This is a genomic window from Leucobacter chironomi DSM 19883 (genome assembly GCF_000421845.1).
GTDB lineage: Bacteria > Actinomycetota > Actinomycetes > Actinomycetales > Microbacteriaceae > Leucobacter > Leucobacter chironomi.
In genome coordinates this window covers 201,204-223,217 of sequence record NZ_ATXU01000001.1, presented here as the reverse complement: position 1 = coordinate 223,217, position 22,014 = coordinate 201,204, and the positions used below count along the sequence as shown (strand labels likewise).

Genomic DNA, 22,014 nt, shown 5'->3' with positions numbered 1-22,014 from the left:
CGAAGATGAGCGGGGCAGGTGTGTTGGCGAGCGTTCGAGAGCGCGCGACGATGTACTCGGTCGCGACGGCGACGCTCTGCGGAGTCTTCGCGGTGCTGCTCCTGTCGGACCTGCTGCTGCAGGGCGGCCCGCGACTCGGCGTCCCCGTCACGATCGTCATCATGCTCGTCTCCGTGTTCGCAGCGATCGGCTTCCTGCTGCTGGGCGACCGCTTCGGGCTCTGGCCCGCCCTCGTGATCGTCGCCGCCAACGGCGTGCTGATGGTGCTCGACTTCACCGTGCTGCGCTCGCCGTTCAACACCATCGGCTCCGTCATCCAGATGCCGGTGCTCGCGCTGTACCTCGGCATCTTCCTGCGGCCTCTCGCGGCGCGGGTCATCGAGGCCGCCGTGCTCGTCGCGGTGCTCTCGGCCGCGGTGCTCGGGCACGTCGGCACCGACGTCTTCCACGGCGGGCGGAACCTGCTCAAGATCCTCATCTTCGTGTGGCTCTGCCTGGAGGCCGGCATCTACGCCCAGAAGCGCTTCAAACTGGAGACGCACCGCGACGGCCTCACCGGCCTGCTGAACCGGCAGGGGCTCATCGACCGCGCCTATGCCGAGCGGGCCCGTGCGACGCGCTTCGAGCATCCCGTGAGCGTCGCCATGATCGACCTCGACCGTTTCAAGCAGGTCAACGACACGAAGGGGCACAGCGCCGGCGACCACGTGCTGCGCGACCTCGCGGTGCAGTGGAAATCGCAGCTGCGCGAGAGCGACGTCATCGCCAGGCTCGGCGGCGACGAGTTCGTGGTGGTGCTGCCCGAAACCGATGCGTCCACCGGGCGCGACGTCATGGAGCGGCTCAACCGGCAGAGCACCCACCCCTGGTCGTGGGGCCTCGTCGAGTGGAAGCCCGAAGAGAAGCTGGGCCTCGTGATCGCGAACGCCGACCGCGAGATGTACCGCGACAAAGCCACCCGCCGGGAACCGGCGGAGCGATAACCGCGGGGTGATTTCGCAGCCCGGTAGCCGCGGGGTGAGACCCCAGCGCGGCGCCGAGCGGTAGCCGTGGCATGTGCTGAGCGGTGATTCCGCGGCGGGGCGCCGAACGGCAGCCGTGGCACGGTGCCGTGGCACGGTGCTGGGCGGGACTCCCGCGGTCAGCGTCTCCCGCTGAGGCGGATCATGCCTCGGCTCCTACGTACTCGGCGAGGTGCTGCCCCGTGAGGGTCGCGCGCGACTCGACGAGGTCGCGCGGCGAGCCCTCGAACACGACGGTGCCGCCCTGCTGGCCGGCGCCCGGGCCGATGTCGACGATCCAGTCGGCGTGCGCCATGACCGCCTGATGGTGCTCGATCACGATCACGCTCTTGCCCGCGTCGACCAGCCTGTCGAGCAGACTCAGCAGCTGCTCGACATCGGCCAGGTGCAGGCCCGTCGTGGGCTCGTCGAGCACGTACACGTCGGCGTCTTCGAGCATGTGGATCGCGAGCTTGAGTCGCTGCCGCTCACCGCCCGACAGCGTCGAGAGCGCCTGGCCCAGCTTGATATAGCCGATGCCGACGTCGACGAGCCGTTCGAGGATCTTCGCCGCCTTCGGGATCTTCGACTCGGGCGCCGAGAAGAACTCGAGTGCCTCCGCCATCGACAGGTCGAGCACGTCGGCGATGCTCTTGCCGCCGAGGGTGTACTGCAGCACCTCGGCGTCGTAGCGCTTGCCGTCGCACACCTGGCACACGCTCTCCATCGTCGCCATCATGCCGAGGTCGGTGTAGATGATGCCCGCGCCCTTGCACTCGGGGCATGCGCCCTCGGAGTTCGCGCTGAAGAGCGCCGGCTTCACACCGTTCGCCTTCGCGAACGCGGTGCGCACGGGATCGAGCAGGCCCGTGTACGTGGCCGGGTTCGAGCGGCGCGAGCCCTTGATCGCGCCCTGGTCGACCGCGACGACGCCGTCGCGCTTCGACACGTAGCCGTGGATGAGCGAGCTCTTGCCGGAACCCGCGACGCCCGTGATCGCGCACAGCACGCCGAGCGGCACGTCGACGTCGACCTGTTGCAGGTTGTGGCGATCCGCCCCGCGCACCTCGATCGCCCCCGTGGAGCTGCGCACCGTCTCCTTGAGCCGTGCGCGGTCGTCCAGGTGCCGACCCGTGAGCGTGCCGGAGGCGCGCAGCGCCTCGACCGTGCCCTCGAAGCAGATCTCGCCGCCGTCGGCGCCTGCCCGGGGACCGAGATCGACGACGTGGTCGGCGATCGCGATCATCTCCGGCTTGTGCTCGACCACGAGCACGGTGTTGCCCTTGTCGCGCAGCTTCAGCAGCAGCTGGTTCATGCGCTGGATGTCGTGGGGGTGCAGCCCGATGGAGGGCTCGTCGAAGACGTAGGTGGCGTCCGTGATGGGGGAGCCGAGGTGACGGATCATCTTGGTGCGCTGCGATTCGCCGCCGGAGAGGGTGCCCGTGGGTCGGTCGAGGCTCAGGTAGCCGAGCCCGATCTGTACGAAGGAGTCGAGCGTTTCGCAGAGCTTGGCGATGAGCGGCGCCATGCCGGGGTCGTCGATGCCGCGCACCCACGCGGCCAGGTCGGAGATCTGCATGGCGCAGACGTCGGCGATCGAACGGCCGTCGATCTTCGATGAGCGGGCCGTCTCGTTGAGGCGGGTGCCGTCGCAGTCGGGGCAGGCGTGGAACACGATCGCGCGATCCACGAAGGCCCGGATGTGGGGCTGCATCGCCTCGCGGTCCTTCGACAGCATCGACTTCTGGATGCGGGGGATGAGACCCTCGTAGGTGAGGTTCGTGCCCTCCACCTTGATCTTCGCGGGCTCCTTGTAGAGCAGGTCGTCGAGCTGCTGCTCGGTGAAGTCGCGGATCGGCGTGTCCATCGGCAGCAGCGCCGCGAACAGGCGCCCGTACCAGCCGTCCATGCTGTATCCCGGCACCTTCAGCGCCCCGCCCGCGAGAGTCTCGTCGGCGTCGTAGAGCTCGTCGAGGGCGAAGTCGCTCACCGCCCCGCGACCCTCGCAGGTGGCGCACATGCCGCCCAGGATCTCGAAGCTGCGGCGCTCCTTCACCGTCTTGCCGCCCTTCTCGAGGGTGACCGCACCGGCACCGCTCACCGAGGCCACGTTGAAGGAGAACGCGTTGGGCGAGCCGATGCGCGGCTGGCCGAGGCGCGAGAAGACGATGCGCAGCATCGCATTCACATCGGTGGCGGTGCCCACCGTCGAGCGCGGGTTGGCGCCCATGCGCTCCTGATCGACGATGATCGCCGTGGTCAGCCCCTCGAGCACGTCGACGTCGGGGCGCGACTGCGACGGCATGAAGCCCTGCACGAACGCGCTGTAGGTCTCGTTGATGAGACGCTGCGACTCGGCGGCGATCGTGCTGAATACGAGCGAGCTCTTGCCCGAGCCCGAAACCCCGGTGAAGACGGTGAGCCGGCGCTTGGGCAGCTCGACGCTGACGTTCTTCAGATTGTGCTCGCGGGCGCCCTGCACCCGGATGCGGTCGTGGCTGTCGGCAGGGTGTGCAGCAGAGGATGCAGCGGTGCGCTCGTCGGTCATGGGGACAGCGTAGCGCGGGCCCCCGACACGGTACTTCTTCATTCCTGATCGGTGCGGCCCCCGGCTCCCGGCCCGCGGCTGCCCCTCGTCGAGTCGGCCTGTTCGCACCGAGTCGGCCCGGAATACGCGTGAAATTTCGGCCGACTCGGTGCGAACAGGCCGACTCGATTCCGAGCGCGGGCGGTCGCGGATCGGCCTGCGGTGAGCGCTGCCAGACGCTAGCCTGAGTGGCATGCCGAGCACGACAGCGGGATCGGGGCTGCGGCCGGGCCCGATGCTCGCCGCCGTGCTCACGGTGCTCGCCGCGCCCGCGTTCTTCGTCGTCGAGCTGCCGCTGCTGGGGGTCGCGCTGCTCGCCGGCGGGCTGCTCGTCGCGTGGGCCGTCTCGCACGGCCCCCGGAGCGCCGAGGGCAACGGCGGCGCGGGATCCGCCGCAGCGGGAGAACCGGCCGCCGTCGAGCGAGCCGGACCCGCGACCCGCCGGCCCAGCCTCCTGCGCGACCTCTCTCTCATCGCGATCGGCCTCCTCGTCGTGCGCACCATCCCGCTCGCCGCAGAACTCGACAACTGGTCGATGCTGAAGTTCACCCTCGCCCTGGGCGGCGCCGTCGCCGTGCCCTACGCCGTCTCGCGCTGGGTGTACCGCGACCGCGCCGTCGCGTTCCCGTGGCGGTCCGGCCAGCGCTGGGGACCGCTGCACTGGTCATGGCTCGCGGCGGTGCTCGTGCTGGGGTGGCTGATCCTGCCCGGCTACTTCATCGGCTCCGGCGTCTACCGCAACTGGCCCGCCGTCGATGACGGCGACCTCATCGCCCGCCTGTTCGTCGGCGTCGGCGCCGTCGGCATCTGGGACGAGCTGTTCTTCATCTGCACCGTGTTCGCGGTGCTGCTGCGGCACTTCCCGCCCTGGCTCGCGAACGTGCTGCAGGCGATCGTGTTCGTGTCGTTCCTCTGGGAGCTCGGCTACCGGGCCTGGGGCCCGCTCCTGACGATCCCGTTCGCACTCGTGCAGGGCGTCATATTTGTGCGCACGCACTCGCTCGCCTACGTCGTGACCGTGCACCTGCTCTTCGACGCGGTGGTGTTCGCGGTGCTCGTCCACGCCCACAACCCGCACCTGCTCGACGTGTTCGTGACGGCGCCGTAGCCGCCCACGGCCGCCGCGCCCCTCTTCGAGTCGGCCTATTCGTACCGAGTCGGCCGACGATTCGCGCGCATTCCGGGCCGGGTCGATACTTGCGGGCCGACTCGATTCCCACAAGAGCGGGAGGGGCGGATCAGCTCACGTCTCCGCCCATCTCGCCGAACCCGTGCTCCACCATTCTGTGCGCGTCGCCGAGCTCGCGACGCGCATCTCCGAGTCCGAACAGCTCCGGATCGACCCCGACCTGCTCTGGATCGCGAGCCTGTTCCACGACTTCGGGACCGTCGCCGGGGCCGAGGCTCCCGAACGATTCGAGGTCGTCGGAGCCCAGGAGGCGGTGCGCTTCCTCCGCACGCACGGCGTGCAGGACGAGGCCGCGCAGGAGGTGTGGGACGCGATCGCGCTCCACACCTCCCCGCACATCGCCGAAGCACGAGGCGGCCTCACCCGGGCGATCCGGCTCGGCGTGCTCATGGACTTCGGCGATGACGTGCTCGCAGACTCCGCCGCGATCAGGGCCGAGCTCGAGCGCACCGCGCCTCGGCTGGACATCGAAGTCGTCCTCGCGGACGCCGTGGTCGGGCAGGCGGTCGCCTGCCCGGAGAAGGCCCCGCCGTCGAGCTGGCCGGGAGATCTGTACTCATGGCATCTCAAGCACCCCGAGCACAGCGGCAGGAGCGCCGCCTTCTGAGCCGGCGCATCCGCGCTCGAGCGGCTCGAGGTCCCCGACATCGGCGACGACCGCAGCAGGCTCCCCTCCAGGGTCGCCCGGGTACACCTAGTCGGAGAGGAGCGCCGCGAGACGGCGCACCGCGAACTCGTATCCCTGGACGCCGCATCCGACGATCACGCAGCTCGCGATATCCGACACGAAGGAGCGGTGGCGGAACTCCTCGCGCGCGTGCACGTTCGAGATGTGCACCTCCGCGATAGGCAGCCCGACGCCCGAGAGCGCGTCGCGGAGCGCCACCGAGGTGTGGGTGAACGCGGCGGGGTTGATGACGATCGCGGCGCAGTCCTCGCGCGCGGCGTGGATCGCGTCGATGAGCGAGCCCTCGTGGTTCGACTGCACCGCGCGCACCTCGAGGCCGAAGGCCGCGGCGGTCCGCTCGACGAGCGCCTCGACGTCGGCGAGGGTGTCCGCGCCGTAGATCTCGGGCTCGCGCGTGCCGAGCAGGTTGAGGTTCGGGCCGTTCACCAGGAGAAGTCTTCTGGACATGGTGCGTTCCCTCCGCGTCGACGTGTGCCTCCATGGTACCGCCGGGGTGCTGCTATCTCACTCCCGCCCCTTCCTCCCTTCCGCATCGACGAAGCGCGGCGTCCGCCCCGAAGCTGCCGCCGCGCGCGGTGGGCTACCGTAGACGGGTGACCGACCAGCAGCCCCTGCCACACAAGAGCTTCGACCCCACGACCTTCCGCGACAAGCCCGTCTCCTTCGTGCGCCGCAGCGGGCGCATGACGCCCTCCCAGGTGCGCGCCTGGGAGGAGCACCGCGCGAAGTACGTGCTCGATATTCCGCACGGAGCCGCGGCGACGAGCGTCGCCGACGACGCGACGGGGGATCCGCAGCAGATCTTCGGGCGCAGTGCGCCGCTCGTGGTCGAGGTCGGCTCGGGACAGGGGCACGCCATCCTGCACGCAGCCGAGACGCGTCGCGACACCGACTTCCTGGCGGTCGAGGTGTTCCGCGCCGGGCTCGCGCGCACCATGATCCGCGCCGAGCTCGCCGAGCTCGGCAACCTGCGCCTCGCCGAGGTCAACGCCCCAGAACTGCTCGAGAAGTACCTGCCCGAGGGATCCGTCGCCGAGATCTGGGTGTTCTTCCCCGATCCCTGGAAGAAGGAGCGCCACAAGAAGCGCCGCCTCGTGAGCGACGACTTCGCGCGCATCGCGCACCGCGCGCTGCAACCCGGCGGCGTGCTGCGCCTCGCGACCGACTGGGAGGACTACGCCGAGCAGATGCGCGAGGTGCTCGACGCGGCCCCGGGCTTCGTACGCGATTTCACGGGGGAGTGGGCGGATCGCTTCGACGGTCGCGTTCTCACCGCCTTCGAGCAGAAGGGCGCCGAGAAGGGTCGCGAGATCCGGGACCTCAGCTACCGACGCGCGTGAATGTCGGGGGTCGCCTCTAACATGTGAATCATGAGCGAATCCGGCCCCTCCCTCTCGCAGCGCCTCGACGCGCTGCCCTTCACCCGCAAGCACGGGCGCGTGCTGACGGGGTCGGGCCTCGGTTGGGCGCTCGACGCGATGGACGTCGGACTCATCTCGTTCATCATCGCCGCGCTGGTGCAGCAGTGGGGCATCTCGAAGGGCGAGAGCGGCCTCATCGCGTCGGTGGGGTTCCTCGGCATGGCGATCGGTGCGAGCCTCGGCGGGCTGCTCGCCGACCGTCTCGGCCGCCGCCAGGTGTTCGCGATCACGCTGCTCGTCTACGGTGCGGCGACGGGGGCCAGCGCGCTCGTCGGCGGCATCGCGCTGCTGCTCGTGCTGCGCTTCTTCGTGGGCCTGGGGCTCGGGGCCGAGCTGCCGGTGGCCTCGACCTATGTCAGCGAGTTCGCCCCGGCCCGCATCCGGGGCCGGCTCATCGTGATCCTCGAGGCCTTCTGGGCGGTGGGCTGGACCGCTGCGGCGCTCATCGGCTACTTCGTGGTGCCCGCCTCCGAGAACGGCTGGCGCTGGGCCTTCGCGCTGGGAGCGATCCCCGCCGTGTACGCGCTCGTCGTGCGCTGGGGGCTGCCCGAGTCTCCGCGCTGGCTCGCCGGTCGCGGGCGCACCGCCGAGGCCGAGCGGATCGTCGCGCAGTTCGAGGCCTCCGCAGGCTCCGCCCGGTCCTCGGCGCCCGCAACAGCCGGCGACGTCGGCGCCGACGTCGAGCGCGGTGCGCACGGCGCCGCGGCCCAGCCCCACTCCGCGTCCGCTGCGACCGGCGCCGTGCCTTCGGCGGGCAGGATCGGAGCGCGGTCGCGGGTCGCGGCGCTCTGGTCGGCCGAGTTCCGTCTGCGCACGGCGTCGATCTGGCTGGTCTGGTTCTGCGTGAACTTCGCCTACTACGGCGCGTTCATCTGGATCCCGAGCATCCTCGTCGATGCCGGCTTCGACCTCGTGCGATCGTTCGGTTTCACCCTCATCATCACGCTCGCTCAGCTGCCCGGCTACGCGGTGGCGGCGTGGCTCATCGAGGTGTGGGGGCGACGGCTCACGCTGTCGCTGTTCCTGCTCGGTTCGGCGGCGTCCGCGGTGGTGTTCGGTACGGTGCACGCCGAGGCGGCGATCATCGCCTCCGGCATGGCGCTGTCGTTCTTCAACCTGGGTGCGTGGGGCGCTCTCTACGCCGTAACGCCTGAGATCTACCCGACCTCGCTGCGGGCCACCGGCGCCGGCTGGGCGGCGGGGGTGGGGCGGATCGCCTCCATCGTGGCGCCGCTCGTCGTGCCGGTGATGCTGGTCGCCGGGGGCGCCGGCCTCACGTTCGCGGTCTTCGCGGTGTTCTTCCTCATCGCGGCGGGCGCCGCCTGGGGGCTGGTGGATCGGCGCGGTCAGGCACTCGACGACCGCTAGAGCGCCGGACCTCCGCCGCCCGGGCTGCCTTGCCCTCGGTCTGCCTGGCTGCCGCCCGGCGTGGCTGCCGCCTTGCCGCCCGGCTGCCGCTCTGCCGCCCGGCAGGCGCCTTGCCGCCCGGCAGCCGCTCTGCCGTCGCGCCGTCGGTTCGCCGCGTCCTCCTGCGTCCGCTGGCACGCAACAGCACCGATCGACGCTCCTGCACCTCGAATCAGGGAATCGAGGTGCAGGAGCGTCGATCGGTGCTTGAGAGGCGGACGCCGGACGTCAGCGGGGGCAGCGGCAGCGCTCGGCGGCGGGCACGCCGGCGAGGGCCTCTTCGACGTGCTCGCCGCAGCCCACCCAGCTCGGCTTCTCGCAGTTCTGGCAGCTCACTCGCTGGCACATGGCGGTTCTCCTTCGGTCGGGGTTCCGCGGTCGCGGATCGCAGCTTCCATTGTGGGGGCTGCCGCCGCGATCCGCTATTCCGCGACGATCGGCAAACCGGTCGCGGCCGAGGCCTGCTCGACCGAGCCGAGGTTGGTGACGCTCGTGAACCCCGCCTGCTCCATCAGGGCGACGGCCTGGCCGGAACGGTTGCCCGATCGGCAGTAGACGAGGTAGTCGGCGTCGGGGTCGAGCGCCGGGATCGCGTCTTGCACCTTACCGCCGGCGAAGTCGATCAGCCGGGCTCCTTCGACGTGGCCCGCCGCGAACTCCTGGGCGGTGCGCACGTCGAGCAGCACGGTGTCGGCGCCGAGCTCGACCGGGCTGGTGCTCGGCGCGGAGGTGGGCGAGCACGCGGTCAGGCCGAGGGCCAGGGCCGCGGCCGCGAGGGGGATGGCACTGAGGGGGCGGATCGCGGCGTGCAGGGCGTGCCTGGGGCGCAGGGCGGTGCGTGACATGAGGGGGTCTTCCTGGGGGAGGTGAGCGGGATGAGGGAAGTACGGGGCTCTGATTCTCGTGGGCGGGGCGTCGGACGGGAGACGGTGCCCCTGACCGGAGGCGCCCCACCGCGCGGGAGCCTTAGGCGACGACGGGCTCGTTGCCGGGAATCGCCGTCCAGCCGAGGTAGCTGCCGTCGAGTTCGACGACGTCGTAGCCGGCGCGTCGCAGTGCACTCGCCGCGACGCTGCCGCGCACGCCGCTCTGGCAATAGGCGACGATCGGCCCTGCGCCCTTCGCGGGCAGCCGATCCTGGTGCCAGAGTACGCGTCCGCCCGAGAGTTGGGCGGCACCGGGCAGGTGCCCCGCCGCGTACTCGCTCGTGTTGCGTACGTCGACCAGCAGGGCCCGCTCGAAACGGTCGAGCGCGTCGGGCTGCACGAGCTTCGGCTGTGCGAGTTCGAGGCCGTCGAGCGAGGTGATGAAGCCGTGCACGGCGTCGATGCCGACGCGCGCGAGGTGGTCGCGCATGATCTCGGCTTCGACGCGCGAGCCGCTCAGCAGCACGAGCGGGCGCTGCTCGGTCTCGGGGTCGTAGACCCAGGCGCCGTAGCTCGCGGCCTTCGCGATGCCGGGGATGTTGAGCGAGCGGGGCACGGTGCCCTCGTGCACATCGCGGTGGTGGCGGGTGTCGACCAGGATCGCGCGGTCGGCCGCGAGTTCGGCGGCGAAGCGTTCGGTCGTGTACTCGGTGAGTTCGGGCGCTTCGCCGATGATGGCTGGGCCGATCCGGTTCTGCGTCTTCATACGACCGAAGTAGGCGTGGGCGTCGGGCTGCCCGCTCAGGAGCGCGTCGACGAAGCCGGCTTCGTCGTCGGCGGCGAGGTGGGGCGCCCACCAGGAGAAGTTGCGCTCGTAGCCGACGGTCGACGTGGGGATGGATCCGAGGGCCTTGCCGCACGCCGAGCCGGAACCGTGGGCGGGCAGCACCTGCACGTAGTCGGGCAGGGTGAGGAAGCGGTCGCGCAGGCTCGCGAAGAGATCCTTCGCGCCCTGGAAGCGGGTGTCGACGCCGCCGGCGGCCTCGTCGAGCAGGTCGGGGCGCCCGAGGTCGCCGACGAAGACGAAGTCGCCGGTGAGCATGAAGCCCGGCTCGTCGCTCTGCGCGCCGTCGGTGATGAGGAAGGAGAGGTGCTCGGGGGTGTGGCCCGGGGTGTGCACGGCTTCGGCGGTGATGTTGCCGAGCGCGATGCGGTGACCGTGTTTCATGCGCACGGCGGGCTCGTCGCCGTCGTCGAAGGCCGGTCCGTAGGTCCAGTCCGGGCCGCCCTCGTCGGAGACGTGGATCTGCGCGCCGGTGGCGGCCGCCAGTTCACGCGTGCCCGAGAGGTAGTCGGCGTGGATGTGCGTCTCGGTGACGGCGACGATGCGCATGCCGTGCCGCTCGGCGAGATCGAGATAGACGTCGATGTCGCGGCGCGCGTCGACTACGAGCGCTTCGCCGCGGGCCTGGCAGCCGATGAGGTAGCTCGCCTGGGCGAGGTCTTCGTCGTAGATGCGTTCGAGCAGCATGGTGCCTCCTCAGGTGGTTGTTCGTGTCAGCCGCAGTGGCAGCGGTCGGGTTCGGGGATGCCGGCGAGAGCGTCCTCGATGTGGTTGCCGCAGCCGGCCCAGGTGGGCTTGCCGCAGTCGGGGCAGGTGGTGCGTGCGCACATGGTCGGTGGTCCTTTCGGGTCGGGGAGGGGAGCGGGTCAGCGGCCGAAGAGGCGGGCGAGGAAGGTGCCGCGCGATGCCTTCGCGGCGGTGATCTCGGCTGCGGTGTGCGTGCCGCCGCACCAGTCGTTCCGGGGCACTGAGGCTTTGACGGCGGCGACGTGCTGGCCGCAGCCGGCCCAGGTGGTCTTGCCGCAGACGCGGCATCGGGTGGGACGGCACATGGGGTTCCTCTCGGTTCGTAAAATACCCCCGGGGGTATTAATGGCATTCACTATACCCCCTGGGGTATCATGGGTGTCAAGTCCGATTTCGAGCGAGGGGTGCGACATGAGCGATGCGAGCATCGACGAGGGGGCCGTGTTCGGGCACGATCCCGAGGCCAAGCGGAAGGTCGTGAACCGGCTCAAGCGTGCGCAGGGGCAGCTCGCCGCGGTGATCGACGCCGTCGAGGGGGACGCGCACTGCCGAGACGTGGTGCAGCAGCTGGCCGCGGTGTCGAAAGCCCTCGACCGCGCCGGGTTCCTGGTGATCTCGTCGTCGCTCAAGGAGTGCCTGCTGAACCCCGACGCCGAGGGCTCGCCGCAGCCCGACGAACTCGAAAAGCTGTTCCTGTCGCTCGCCTGAACCGGTGGCGCGGGCGACCCTCCGAAGTGCGCTAGGCTAGTCGCGGCTGCCAGTGCTCGCCTCCGTAGCTCAGGGGATAGAGCGCCGGTTTCCGGTACCGTAGGTCGGGGGTTCGAATCCCTCCGGGGGCACGAAAAGCAGCCGCGAGCGGGCCGGTTGGGTGTAAACACCCAACCGGCCCGCTGCTGTTTCCGGGGGGTGGATATGCTCGGTGCAGACGGCGCCACCCGCGCGTCGCGGAGGGCGAGGCCGACATGAGCGATGCGAACGAGACGGCCGCGGCGGCCGAGACGGCGCGCGGATCCCGCCGCCGGCTGGGATTCTGGGTGCTGGTGGGCGTGCTCGCGGCGTCCGGCGTCGCGATGGCGTTCATCGTGCTGTTCGGGCTGGCGGAGTCGCAGGCTTTCTCGCTCACCTGGCGCATCTTCGTCGCCGACGTCTACCTCATCGCCTCGCTGGCCGCGCAGCACGAGTGGCTGAAGCGCACCATCTGGATCGGTACCGCGGTGTCGTTCCTGCTCGGCGTGCTCGTGACCTTCTGGCCTGACGACGACTACTACCTCGATTCCAGCGTCGACTACGAGAACCTGCAGCGGGCCCCCTTCGGCGTGCTGAACGACGTGGACGCCGCCACGCACATCATGCTGGTGGCTCTCGTCGTGCTCGGCTTCCTCTCGCTCGGATACCGCTATCTCCGCGACGAGCGGGTGCTGAGGATCATCTACATCGCGACCTTCGTCGCCGGTCTCGCGGCTGCGGGCACCTGGGCGATCGAGGCGCTCGCGCAGAGCTGGCTCGACACCCCGGTGCAGCTCGGCATCCTGATCCTCGCGCTCACCGCCGCGGCGATCGTGATCATCGCGGCGCTCGTGCAGCGGAAAGCGTGGAAGGATCGCGAGGCCGCGATTCCGGATCGCGCGGCGCTCGGATCGGGGGTCGTAGGTGCGCGGCTCGACGATCCCGAGCTGCGCGCGCTGGTGCGGCGCTACGTCGACGAGTACCTGGAGGAGCGCGGCCGCTGATCCGCGGCTCCGGCATCGCCGTGCGGCCCCCGGGATCAGCCGTCGCCCCGTCCCTCCGATCCTCTAGAGTTGGCACATGACCGGCCTCATCATCGCAGCGATGCTCGCGATCCTGGTGTGGTCGCTGCTGAGCGACCGGCTGCGGCGCTGGCAGATCTCGGGCCCGGTCTCGATGGTGGCGCTCGGCCTCGTCGCGGGCTTCGCGGTCTCGGGCGAGCTGGTCGCCGGGCTCAACACCGACCTCGCGGAGCGCTCCGTCGAACTCATCCTCGCGGTGATCCTGTTCGTCGACGCCACGGAGGTGCGGGGCGGCTTCCTGGCGGGCGAGCGGGGGATCGTGGCCCGGCTGCTCGGGATCGCGCTCCCGCTGTCGCTCGTGCTCGCGGTGCTGTGCGGGATCCCGCTCCTCGGCGGTTCGTCGCTGCAGGTGGTGCTGATCGTCGCCCTTGTCGTGATGCCGGTCGACTTCGCGCCCGCGGGGGAGCTGCTGCGCGACTCCCGGGTCCCGAGGCGGCTGCGCCACAGCCTCACCGTGGAGAGCGGCTACGCCGATGCGATCCGCTCGCCGCTCTTCGCGGTGGCGCTGATCGCCGCTTCGGCGCCGACGCAGCAGCAGTCGCTGCTCGACGTCGTGGAGCACGCGATCCCCGAGATCGGCTTCGCGGTGCTCGTCGGCGCCGGCACCGGGCTGCTCGCCGGCGTGCTCGCTCGCGCGTCGGTGGCGCGCGGGTGGGCGTCGACGCACGGCGTCCGGCTGGGAACGGCGCTGCTGCCGATCATCGTCTACGGCGGGGCCACCGCGCTGCACGGCAACGGCTTCCTGGCAGCTTTCCTCGCCGGCATCGCCTACAAGAGCGCCCGCGTCGGGCGGGCACCCTCGGGCGACGAGGTGATGCGCGAGGAGGTCTCGCTGCTCGACGAGATCGGCGTGCTCTCCTCACTGGTCATGTGGTTCGTGTTCGGAGCGGCGGCGGTGCTCGTCTTCCTCGCCCCGCTCGACTGGGCGGCCCTGCTCTACGGCCTGCTCGCGCTCACGCTGCTGCGGGTCGTGCCCGTGCTGCTCGCCCTCCTCGGCAGCCGATCCACCGGGCGGGACCGCGTCACGCTCGGCGTGCTGGGGCCGCGGGGCACCTCGACCATCATGTTCGGGCTGCTCGCCTTCAATGCGCTCGACGACGACTCCGCGAGCACGGTGCTCTACGTCATGGTCGTCACCGTGCTCGGCAGCGTGCTGCTGCACGGGGTGCTCGGATCGCGGCTCGTGCCGGCGCTCGGCTGGCGGAGCGCCCCGCCGCGCGCGCGGCCCGCGACGGTCGGAGAGGAACCCGCATGAGCCTCGCAGAGCTGCCGGCCGTCGACGCCGTGTTCGAGAACGGCTGGATCCACACCGGCCACGAGGCGGGACCGCGGGCGGGAGGCCTCGCGGTCGGCGGGGGCCGCATCCTCAGCTGCGACGCCGAGGAGGTCGCACGCCTCGCGTCCCGGGCCGCGCAGCGCGTCGATCTCGACGGGCGGCTGCTGCTGCCGGGCTTCCAGGACGCCCACGCGCACCCTGTGATCGCGGGCATCGAGCTGCTCGGCTGCGATCTCTCCGCCTGCGACGACGCCGAGGCCGCGCTCGCCGCCATCCGGGCCTACGCCGAGGCGAACCCGGAACGGGAGTGGATCATCGGCGCGGGTTGGTCGATGGACGCGTTCCCCGGCGGCACACCCACGCGCGGGCTGCTCGACGCGATCGTGCCGGATCGTCCCGTGCTCCTCGAGAATCGCGATCATCACAGCGCCTGGGCGAACACGCGCGCCTTCACCGCCGCCGGCATCGACGCGGGCACCCCCGATCCGCCCGACGGCCGCTTCGAGCGCGAGGCCGACGGCACCCCCGCCGGCACGATGCACGACGGCGCCATGTTCCTGTTCGACGCGGTGCGGGCGAAGCCCTCCGAGGAGGATGCCTACGCAGGTCTCCTCGAAGCCCAGCGGCGCATGCTCGCGCTCGGTGTGACGGCCTGGCAGGACGCGGCCATCGGCAGCCTCATGGGCCGCCCCGACACGTTGCCGGTCTACCTGCGGGCGCTCGCCGAGGGCACCCTGATCGCGCGCGTGCGCGGGGCGCAGTGGTGGGATCGCGGCGCGGGTCTCGCGCAGCTCGCGAGTCTGATCGAGCGCCGTGACGCGGTGGCGGCCCTGCACCCGCCCGAGCGCTTCTCGCTCGGCACCGTGAAGATCATGGTCGACGGCGTCGCGGAGAGCCGCACCGCCGCGATGCACGGCCACTACCGCGACGCCGCAGGGGCGCCGACGGCCAGCACCGGCATCGCCTTCTTCCCGTCCGAGCAGCTGGCCGAGTTCGTCGCCGCGATCGACGCCGGCGGCATGCAGCTGCACTTCCACGCGCTCGGCGACCGGGCGGTCACAGACGCGCTCGACGCGCTGGCGCACGCGCGGCGCGCGAACGGCGATCACGATCTGCGCCACCACCTCGCCCACCTCGAGACCGTGGCCGAGTCGGACCTGGCACGCTTCGCGGCACTGGGCGCGACCGCGAACCTGCAGCCGCTGTGGGCGGCGCACGATCCGCAGCTCGACGAGCTGGTCATCCCGTTCCTCCCCGACGGCGTCGAAGCGACCCTGTACCCTTTCGCCGCGCTCGCGGCGGCCGGAGCACCGCTCGCCGCAGGCAGCGACTGGCCGGTGTCGTCGCCGGATCCCGTGCAGGCGATCCACGTGGCCGTGAACCGGCGGCGGCCCGGCTCCGCGGCGGCGCCGCTGGGCGAGACGCAGGCGCTCACCGTCGCCCAGGCCGTGAACGCCTACACCGCGGGCACCGCGCGCGTGAACCACCTCGACCACGTCACGGGCCGGCTCCGGCCGGGAGCGCTCGCCGACCTCGCGATCCTCGATCGAAATCTCTTCGCCATCGACGCCGCCGAGCTGCACACGGCCGTCGTCGACGAGACCTGGATCGAGGGCCGCCGGGTGCACTCCCGTCACGGCGCCTGAGCGCCGGGCCCGCCGCGCGGAGGCGGCGGCCGTTCGACGGGTAGACTGGGCGCTTGTGACGCCTCAAGAACTCGCCAGCGCCCTCGCCCGCATCCTGACCGACATCGTCGCCGCCCGAGGCGCCGACATCGAGGTCACCGAGCAGGACACGCAGGTGGAGCGACCCAAGAACCGCGAGCACGGCGACTGGGCCTCGAACGCCGCCATGAAGTTCGCGAAGCGCATCGGCACGAACCCGCGCGAGCTCGCCGAGGAGATCGTGGCGCGCACCGCCGAGATCGACGGCGTCGCGAAGGCCGAGATCGCGGGCCCCGGCTTCATCAACATCACGCTCGACGCCGCCAGCGCCGGCGAGACTGCGCGCCGCGTGGTCGAGCAGGGCGAGGCCTACGGCCGCGGCGACGCGCTGGCCGGCCAGCACATCAACCTCGAGTTCGTGAGCGCGAACCCCACGGGGCCGCTGCACATGGGCCACACCCGCTGGGCGGCGCTCGGCGACTCGACGGCGCGGGTGCTGCGCGCCGCCGGTGCCGAGGTCACGAGCGAGTACTACATCAACGACGCGGGCGCGCAGATGGACAAGTTCGGCCGCTCCGTGCTGGCCGCGGCCCTCGGCGAGGACGCGCCCGAGGACGCCTACCCGGGCGAGTACATCCAGTCGCTCGGCGCACGCGTGCGCGAGCAGATCCCGGGCCTTGCGGAGCTCGCCGCGAACGACCGCGCAGCTGCGCTCGAGCAGGCCCAGGAGCTCGCCTACCAGCTGCAGCTCGCCGAGATCCAGGACTCGCTGGAGCGCTTCAACGTGCACTTTGACGTGTTCTTCTCGGAGCGCACGCTGCACGCCCCCGCCGAGGACGGCGGCAAGAGCCCCATCGAGGCCGCGATCGACCGCCTGCGCGAGCAGGGGCACGTCTTCGACGAGGACGACGCCGTCTGGGTGCGCACCACCGACTTCGGCGACGACAAGGATCGCGTCTTCACCCGCGGCAACGGCATCTACACCTACTTCGCGGCCGACGCGGCCTACTACCTGTCGAAGATGGACCGCGGCTTCGGCGAGAAGATCTACCTGCTCGGCGCCGATCACCACGGCTACATCGGCCGTCTCACCGCGATCGCGGGCGCGGCCGGCGACAACATCGAGACCGACATCACGGTGCTGATCGGCCAGCTCGTGAACCTCAACGGCGCGCGCCTCTCGAAGCGCGCGGGCAACATCATCGAGCTCGACGACCTGCTCGAGTGGCTCGGCAGCGACGCGCTGCGCTACTGGCTGGCGCGCTACCCCGCCGACTCGCCGCTGGCGCTCGACGGCGAGAAGCTGCGCAGCCGCACCAACGACAACCCGGTCTTCTACGTGCAGTACGCGCACGCCCGCACCTGCGCCGTCGACCGCAACGCGGCCGCAGCGGGCGTCGACCGCAGCGCTTTCGCGCCCGAACTGCTCACGCACCCCACGGAGGCCGATCTGCTCGGCAAGCTGCAGCAGTACCCGGGCATCGTCGCGGGCGCCGCCGAGCTGCGCGAGCCGCATCGCATCGCCCGCTTCCTGGAGGAGCTCGCCGCCGCGTACCACCGCTGGTACGACAACTGCCGCGTGATCCCGATGGGCGAGGAGCCCGTCGAGGACCTGCACCGCACCCGCCTCTGGCTGAACGACGCCGCGGGTCAGGTGCTGCGCAACGGCCTCGACCTGCTCGGCGTCTCGGCCCCCGAGCGCCTCTGAAACCGGACGGGCGAGGGAGATGAGCGAGCGGAAGCCCCGCTGGTGGACCCGGCTGCTGGGCGTGCTCATCGCGGTGGTGCTGCTCGCAGGTGCGGCCGAGGTCGCGCTGCGCCTGATCGTGCCCGACACGATCCGCAGCGCTGCCCGCGTGGGCCTGGGGCTCACGGCGGATCATCCGGTGGAGGTCTCGCTGGGCGGATCCGCGCTGCTCAACGCCTTCCGCGGCGGCGTGGGCGATGTGACGGTGACGGTGCCGGACGCTCCTCTCATCGAGGGCGTCAAGGCCGACGCGACGGTGCACGCCGCGCTCGTTCCCTTCAACCCCATGGCGGGTGAGATCCGGGGTGCGTCGGTGTCGCTGCGGGTCGACCGTGAGCAGCTCGGTCCCGTGGTGAACCTCGTCACCCAGGGCGTGGCCCAGACGGGGGAGGTGCAGGACGGCTCGCTCGTGGTGGGGCGCTCGATCGACCTCTTCGGCCAGCCCGTGCCGCTCTCGGCGAAGCTGGGCGTGGCGGTCGCGGGGGCCGGCGAGATCGAGATCGAACCGCGCGGCGTGACCGCCGCGGGGCTCGACCTCAGCGCGGATCAGCTGACGCAGGCCGCCGGCGGCCTGCTCGATCCGCTGCTCCGACCGCAGGTGCTGTGCGTGCGCGACCAGCTGCCGCGGGGCGTCGAGCTCACCGGCATCACGCTGTCGAGCACCGGATCGGCAACCATCAGCGCCGATCTGGCTCCCGGCATCGTCTCGGACGAGCAGCAGCGCGAGAACGGCAGCTGCGCCTGAGACGTCGCTCGGCGCGCGCGGCATGGCTGATTCGCTAGACTGAGCGGGTCCGTTCCGAGGGAGACCTCCGTTCGCACGGCTTCAGGGGCCAATCCGGGTCCGCTCGCCAGAGGTGCACGCCTTCGCGAGCGTTCGCACGACACCGTATCTGACAGCCGAGGAAACCACTGATGACCGAGCCGCAGCTGCGCGCCGAATCCGCGCCGGTCGACGCGCGCCTCGACGCGAACGCCATCGATCCCCGGGTGTTCCCGCCGTCCGCCCGTCGCGGCAGCCGGTGCGGCGCCCTCAAGCTCGGGGGGATCCGCGCCGCGGAGCTCACCGCGAAGCACGGCTCGCCGCTCTACGTCATCGACGAGGAAGCCGCCCGGGGGCGCGCCCGCGAGGTGCGCGAGGCGCTGCAGCGCGAGGCGGAGCGGATCGGCACCGAGGCGACCGTCTACTACGCGGGCAAGGCGTTCCTCTGCGTGGAGGTCGCGCGCTGGATGGAGGAGGAGGGCCTGGCTCTCGACGTCGCGAGCGGGGGAGAGCTCGCGGTCGTGCTCGCGGCCGGGGTGGACCCGGCCCGCATCGGCTTCCACGGCAACAACAAGTCGGAGCGCGAGATCGTGCGCGCGGTGGAGGCCGGAGTCGGCACGATCATCATCGACAGCGAGATCGAGACCGAGCGGATCGCGGCGGCGGCGAGCGCCGCCGGCCGTCGGCAGCGCGTGCGCCTGCGGGTGAACAGCGGCGTGCACGCCTCGACGCACGACTTCCTCGCGACCTCGCACGAGGATCAGAAGTTCGGCCAGCCGCTCGCGGAGGCCCCTCGCCTCGTCGCGGCGATCCTCGCCCACGACAGCCTCGAGTTCGTCGGCCTGCACTGCCACATCGGCTCCCAGATCTTCGCGACCGACGGCTTCCGCGAGTCGGCTCGCCGCCTGCTCGGCGCCTACCCCGAGCTGGAGCGCCTGGCGGGCGCGCCCATCCCCGAGCTGAACCTCGGCGGCGGCTTCGGCATCGCCTACACCAGCGCCGAGGCCGACGAGGCGCCGGCCGTCGCCGACATCGCGCGCGAGCTCGCCGACATCGTGGCCGACAGCGCGCGGGAGTTCGGCGTCGCCGTGCCGAAGCTCGCCTTCGAGCCCGGGCGCTCGATCATCGGTCAGGCCGGGGTGACGCTCTACACGGTGGGCACGACGAAGGCGGTGGCGCTCGCCGGTTCCGACGCGGCGGCCGATCCTGCCGATCTCGGCAGCGACACCCGGCTCTACGTGAGCGTCGACGGCGGAATGAGCGACAACGCCCGTCCGGCGCTCTACGGCGCCGACTACCAGGTGCGGATCGCGAACCGCGAGAGCGACGCCGAGCCTGCGCTCGTGCGGGTGGTCGGCAAGCACTGCGAATCGGGCGACATCGTCGTGCCGCGCGACCTGTTGCCGGGCGATGTGCGCCCGGGCGACACCCTCGCTGTGGCGGCGACGGGGGCCTACTGCTGGTCGCTCGCGAGCAACTACAACTACGTGCCGAGGCCCCCGGTGGTGGCGGTACGGGAGGGCGCGTCGCGCCTCATCGTGCGCGGCGAGACCGAGGACGAGCTGCTCGCCAAGAGCGTGTTCCCGGCTCCCGCCCCGTGAATGTCGGTGGTCGCCAGCAGACTGATCCCACGGTCAGGCGGCCCCGAACCTTGACAGCTGAACAGAATCCCGAACGAAACGGAGATACGAAGTGAACGAGTACCGTGACCTGCGGGTCGCGCTGCTGGGCTGCGGCTCGGTCGGCGCACAGGTGGCCCGGCTCATCATCGAGCACGGCGATGAGCTCGCCGCGCGCGTCGGCGCGCGCCTCACGCTGGCCGGGATCGCGGTGCGCAGCCTCGATGCGAAGCGCGACGTCGAACTGCCCGCCGAGCTCTTCACCACCGACGCGGAGCGCCTGGTGCAGGGCGCCGACATCGTGGTCGAGCTGATGGGCGGCATCGAGCCGGCCCGAACCCTCATCCTGCAGGCGCTGCAGGGCGGCGCCGACGTGGTCACCGCGAACAAGGCGCTGATCGCCGCGCACGGCCCCGAGCTGTCGGACGCCGCCGAGCAGGTGGGCGCGCAGCTCTCCTACGAGGCCGCGGTGGCCGGTGCGATCCCCATCATCCGGCCGCTGCGGTGGAGCCTCGCCGGCGACCACGTGACGCGAGTCATGGGCATCGTCAACGGTTCGACCAACTACATCCTCGACCGCATGGACCGCTTCGGCGACAGCGCCGAGGATGCGATGCGGGTGGCGAGCGAGCTCGGCTTCCTCGAGGCCGATCCGACCCTCGACGTCGAGGGATACGACGCCGCGCAGAAGGCCACCATCCTCGCGAGCATCGCGTTCCACACCGATGTGCCGGTCGACGCGGTCTACCGCGAGGGCATCACCTCGGTCACGGCCGAGCAGATCGAAGCCGCGAAGCACGCCGGCTACGTCATCAAGCTGCTCGCGATCGCCGAGCGGATCACCGCGGCTGACGGCACCGACGGCGTCTCGGCGCGCGTCTACCCCGCGCTCATCAGCCGCGAGCACCCGCTGGCCGCGGTGCACGAGGGCAAGAACGCCGTGTTCGTCGAGGCCGAGGCCGCCGGTGAGCTCATGTTCTACGGCGCGGGCGCGGGCGGCGTGGAGACCGCCTCGGCCGTGCTCGGCGACCTCGTATCGGCGGCGCGGCGTCACGTGGCGGGCGGCCCCGGCATCCCCGGCACGCAGCACGCCGACCTCCCGATCCTGCCGGTGGGCGAGGTCAACACCGCCTACCAGGTGATGCTCGAGGTGCGCGACCGGCCCGGCGTGCTCGCGACGATCGCGGGCATCCTGGCCGAGCACGGCGTCTCGGCGGCGAGCGTCGAGCAGACGGTCGAGCAGGGCGCCGACGACGACACGGCCCGGGCCGCGCTCGTGATCGGCACGCACACGGCCCGCGAAGCGGATCTGGCGGCGACGGTCGAGGCGCTGCGCTCCTCCGACATGGTGATCGAGGTCACCAGCGTACTGCGCCTGGAGGGCAAGGCGTGAGCGGCGCGACGGCGAACGGTGCCGGCGGTACGGCCGGAATCGGCCGCGGTGTGCGGGTGCGGGTGCCGGCCACCAGCGCCAACCTCGGCCCCGGCTTCGACACGCTCGGCATCGCGCTCGCCCACGGCGACGAGCTGACGGCCGTCGTGCGCGAGGCCCCCGGTGCGACCGTGCAGGTGTCGGGCGTGGGGGAGGGCGAAGTGCCCACCGACGCCTCCAACCTCGTGGTGCGCTCCGCCGCGCACGTCTTCGAGCGTCTGGGGCGCCCGGTGCCCGGGCTCGATGTCACCGCGCACAACCGCATCCCGCACGGCCGCGGCATGGGCTCGTCGGGATCGGCGATCGTCGCGGGCGTCATGATCGCGGCGGGGCTGCTGCAGAGCGACCCGGTCGATCCGGTCGAGCTGAGCGAGGAGCAGCTGCTCGGCTTCGCGACCGAGCTCGAGGGACACCCCGACAACGTCGCGCCGGCGCTGTTCGGCGGCCTCACGATCGCCTGGACCACGCCCGACGGCCCCCGCTTCAAGCGGCTCATGGTGCACCGCGGTGTCGCGCCCCTGGTGCTCGTGCCCGGCTTCACGATGTCGACTGAGCTCGCGCGCAGCCTGCAGCCGAAGCAGGTGCCGCACGAAGACGCCGTCTTCAACGTGTCGCGGTCCGCGCTGCTCATCGCGGCGCTCACCCAGAGCCCCGAGCTCCTGCTCGAGGCCACCGAGGACCGGCTGCACCAGAACTACCGCGGCGACGCCATGCCCGCCACCCGCGACCTGATCCGCGAGCTGCGCGAGGCGGGGCATCCGGCCGTGGTCTCGGGTGCGGGCCCCTCGATCCTGGTGCTCTCGAACGGCCCGGCCGATCGCCTGCGCGCGGTCGACCTCGTCGAGGCCGAGCACGCCGACTGGCGCGCGCTCATCCTGGCCGTCGACACGAAGGGTGCTACAGTGGAGGCGATCCCCGCCTAGCACTCGTGCGGAGGGGCAGAGCAGTCGGCGGT

At 71.4% G+C, this 22,014-nt stretch carries 19 protein-coding genes and 1 tRNA gene; 15 read left to right on the top strand and 5 right to left on the bottom strand.

All coding sequences use genetic code 11. From position 1 onward, the window contains the following. The first annotated feature begins 5 nt into the window (after window positions 1-5). Window positions 6-983: a GGDEF domain-containing protein gene (locus H629_RS14350; protein WP_161607957.1), complete on the top strand. Its 978-nt coding sequence runs from the start codon at window positions 6-8 to the stop codon at window positions 981-983. A gap of 181 nt (window positions 984-1,164) precedes the next feature. Here the strand turns inward: H629_RS14350 and H629_RS0100925 are convergent, their stop codons facing one another. After that, window positions 1,165-3,549, bottom strand: coding sequence for an ATP-binding cassette domain-containing protein (locus tag H629_RS0100925; RefSeq protein ID WP_024355480.1), 2,385 nt, complete (start codon window positions 3,547-3,549; stop codon window positions 1,165-1,167). Window positions 3,550-3,781: 232 nt separating this feature from the next. Here H629_RS0100925 and H629_RS0100920 point away from each other — a divergent pair, with 232 nt between their 5' ends. Next, window positions 3,782-4,696: a CPBP family intramembrane glutamic endopeptidase gene (locus H629_RS0100920; protein WP_024355479.1), complete on the top strand. Its 915-nt coding sequence runs from the start codon at window positions 3,782-3,784 to the stop codon at window positions 4,694-4,696. Window positions 4,697-4,859: 163 nt separating this feature from the next. Further along, window positions 4,860-5,384 (top strand): HD domain-containing protein, encoded by a 525-nt coding sequence (locus H629_RS13835; RefSeq protein ID WP_161607955.1) that lies wholly within the window; start codon window positions 4,860-4,862, stop codon window positions 5,382-5,384. Between the two features lie 87 nt (window positions 5,385-5,471). Here the strand turns inward: H629_RS13835 and aroQ are convergent, their stop codons facing one another. Next, complete coding sequence (aroQ, locus tag H629_RS0100910) at window positions 5,472-5,912, bottom strand: type II 3-dehydroquinate dehydratase (protein ID WP_024355477.1); 441 nt, start codon at window positions 5,910-5,912, stop codon at window positions 5,472-5,474. 146 nt (window positions 5,913-6,058) lie between these two features. Between aroQ and trmB the strand changes: the two genes are divergently transcribed. Both trmB and H629_RS0100900 read left to right on the top strand, forming a co-directional pair. Next, window positions 6,059-6,805, top strand: coding sequence for a tRNA (guanosine(46)-N7)-methyltransferase TrmB (gene trmB / locus H629_RS0100905; RefSeq protein ID WP_024355476.1), 747 nt, complete (start codon window positions 6,059-6,061; stop codon window positions 6,803-6,805). A gap of 30 nt (window positions 6,806-6,835) precedes the next feature. Next, window positions 6,836-8,254, top strand: a complete 1,419-nt coding sequence (locus H629_RS0100900) for an MFS transporter (protein WP_024355475.1) — start codon at window positions 6,836-6,838, stop codon at window positions 8,252-8,254. A gap of 461 nt (window positions 8,255-8,715) precedes the next feature. On the opposite strand, the gene H629_RS0100890 is transcribed toward H629_RS0100900, so the two are convergent. From H629_RS0100890 to H629_RS0100880, 3 genes are all read right to left on the bottom strand, one after another. Beyond that, on the bottom strand, window positions 8,716-9,138 hold the full coding sequence (locus H629_RS0100890) for a rhodanese-like domain-containing protein (RefSeq protein WP_051137757.1): 423 nt from the start codon (window positions 9,136-9,138) through the stop codon (window positions 8,716-8,718). A 121-nt stretch (window positions 9,139-9,259) separates the two neighbouring features. Beyond that, window positions 9,260-10,690: an MBL fold metallo-hydrolase gene (locus H629_RS0100885; protein WP_024355473.1), complete on the bottom strand. Its 1,431-nt coding sequence runs from the start codon at window positions 10,688-10,690 to the stop codon at window positions 9,260-9,262. Between the two features lie 179 nt (window positions 10,691-10,869). Then, window positions 10,870-11,055, bottom strand: a complete 186-nt coding sequence (locus tag H629_RS0100880; RefSeq protein ID WP_024355472.1) for a hypothetical protein — start codon at window positions 11,053-11,055, stop codon at window positions 10,870-10,872. Between the two features lie 106 nt (window positions 11,056-11,161). Here H629_RS0100880 and H629_RS0100875 point away from each other — a divergent pair, with 106 nt between their 5' ends. From H629_RS0100875 to thrB, 10 genes are all read left to right on the top strand, one after another. Then, on the top strand, window positions 11,162-11,458 hold the full coding sequence (locus tag H629_RS0100875; protein ID WP_024355471.1) for a metal-sensitive transcriptional regulator: 297 nt from the start codon (window positions 11,162-11,164) through the stop codon (window positions 11,456-11,458). A gap of 58 nt (window positions 11,459-11,516) precedes the next feature. Continuing rightward, window positions 11,517-11,589: transfer RNA gene (locus tag H629_RS0100870), tRNA-Arg, on the top strand. A 123-nt stretch (window positions 11,590-11,712) separates the two neighbouring features. After that, the gene (locus H629_RS0100865) at window positions 11,713-12,480 is read left to right on the top strand and encodes a hypothetical protein (RefSeq protein WP_024355470.1); all 768 of its coding nucleotides are present in this window, start codon (window positions 11,713-11,715) and stop codon (window positions 12,478-12,480) included. 76 nt (window positions 12,481-12,556) lie between these two features. Next, window positions 12,557-13,813 carry a cation:proton antiporter domain-containing protein gene (locus tag H629_RS0100860; RefSeq protein WP_024355469.1) on the top strand — a complete coding sequence of 419 codons (1,257 nt, stop codon included), beginning with the start codon at window positions 12,557-12,559 and terminating at the stop codon, window positions 13,811-13,813. Then, on the top strand, window positions 13,810-15,480 hold the full coding sequence (locus H629_RS0100855) for an amidohydrolase (protein WP_029746389.1): 1,671 nt from the start codon (window positions 13,810-13,812) through the stop codon (window positions 15,478-15,480). The genes H629_RS0100860 and H629_RS0100855 overlap by 4 nt, the downstream gene beginning before the upstream one ends. Window positions 15,481-15,535: 55 nt before the next feature. Next, window positions 15,536-17,206, top strand: a complete 1,671-nt coding sequence (gene argS, locus H629_RS0100850; RefSeq protein WP_024355467.1) for an arginine--tRNA ligase — start codon at window positions 15,536-15,538, stop codon at window positions 17,204-17,206. A 19-nt stretch (window positions 17,207-17,225) separates the two neighbouring features. Beyond that, window positions 17,226-17,990: a hypothetical protein gene (locus H629_RS0100845; protein ID WP_024355466.1), complete on the top strand. Its 765-nt coding sequence runs from the start codon at window positions 17,226-17,228 to the stop codon at window positions 17,988-17,990. Window positions 17,991-18,160: 170 nt separating this feature from the next. After that, window positions 18,161-19,609 (top strand): diaminopimelate decarboxylase, encoded by a 1,449-nt coding sequence (lysA, locus tag H629_RS0100840; protein ID WP_024355465.1) that lies wholly within the window; start codon window positions 18,161-18,163, stop codon window positions 19,607-19,609. 91 nt (window positions 19,610-19,700) lie between these two features. After that, window positions 19,701-21,020 (top strand): homoserine dehydrogenase, encoded by a 1,320-nt coding sequence (locus tag H629_RS0100835; RefSeq protein WP_024355464.1) that lies wholly within the window; start codon window positions 19,701-19,703, stop codon window positions 21,018-21,020. Beyond that, the gene (gene thrB, locus H629_RS0100830) at window positions 21,017-21,982 is read left to right on the top strand and encodes a homoserine kinase (protein WP_024355463.1); all 966 of its coding nucleotides are present in this window, start codon (window positions 21,017-21,019) and stop codon (window positions 21,980-21,982) included. Before H629_RS0100835 ends, thrB begins: the two co-directional genes overlap by 4 nt. Window positions 21,983-22,014 lie beyond the last annotated feature (32 nt).

Coding starts and splice junctions, on each gene's coding strand:
- H629_RS14350 (WP_161607957.1), top strand. CDS start 6: ATGAGCGGGGCAGGTGTGTTGGCGAGCGTTCGAGAGCGCGCGACGATG.
- H629_RS0100925 (WP_024355480.1), bottom strand. CDS start 3,549: ATGACCGACGAGCGCACCGCTGCATCCTCTGCTGCACACCCTGCCGAC.
- H629_RS0100920 (WP_024355479.1), top strand. CDS start 3,782: ATGCCGAGCACGACAGCGGGATCGGGGCTGCGGCCGGGCCCGATGCTC.
- aroQ (WP_024355477.1), bottom strand. CDS start 5,912: ATGTCCAGAAGACTTCTCCTGGTGAACGGCCCGAACCTCAACCTGCTC.
- H629_RS0100900 (WP_024355475.1), top strand. CDS start 6,836: ATGAGCGAATCCGGCCCCTCCCTCTCGCAGCGCCTCGACGCGCTGCCC.
- H629_RS0100890 (WP_051137757.1), bottom strand. CDS start 9,138: ATGTCACGCACCGCCCTGCGCCCCAGGCACGCCCTGCACGCCGCGATC.
- H629_RS0100885 (WP_024355473.1), bottom strand. CDS start 10,690: ATGCTGCTCGAACGCATCTACGACGAAGACCTCGCCCAGGCGAGCTAC.
- H629_RS0100880 (WP_024355472.1), bottom strand. CDS start 11,055: ATGTGCCGTCCCACCCGATGCCGCGTCTGCGGCAAGACCACCTGGGCC.
- H629_RS0100875 (WP_024355471.1), top strand. CDS start 11,162: ATGAGCGATGCGAGCATCGACGAGGGGGCCGTGTTCGGGCACGATCCC.
- H629_RS0100865 (WP_024355470.1), top strand. CDS start 11,713: ATGAGCGATGCGAACGAGACGGCCGCGGCGGCCGAGACGGCGCGCGGA.
- H629_RS0100860 (WP_024355469.1), top strand. CDS start 12,557: ATGACCGGCCTCATCATCGCAGCGATGCTCGCGATCCTGGTGTGGTCG.
- H629_RS0100855 (WP_029746389.1), top strand. CDS start 13,810: ATGAGCCTCGCAGAGCTGCCGGCCGTCGACGCCGTGTTCGAGAACGGC.
- H629_RS0100845 (WP_024355466.1), top strand. CDS start 17,226: ATGAGCGAGCGGAAGCCCCGCTGGTGGACCCGGCTGCTGGGCGTGCTC.
- lysA (WP_024355465.1), top strand. CDS start 18,161: ATGACCGAGCCGCAGCTGCGCGCCGAATCCGCGCCGGTCGACGCGCGC.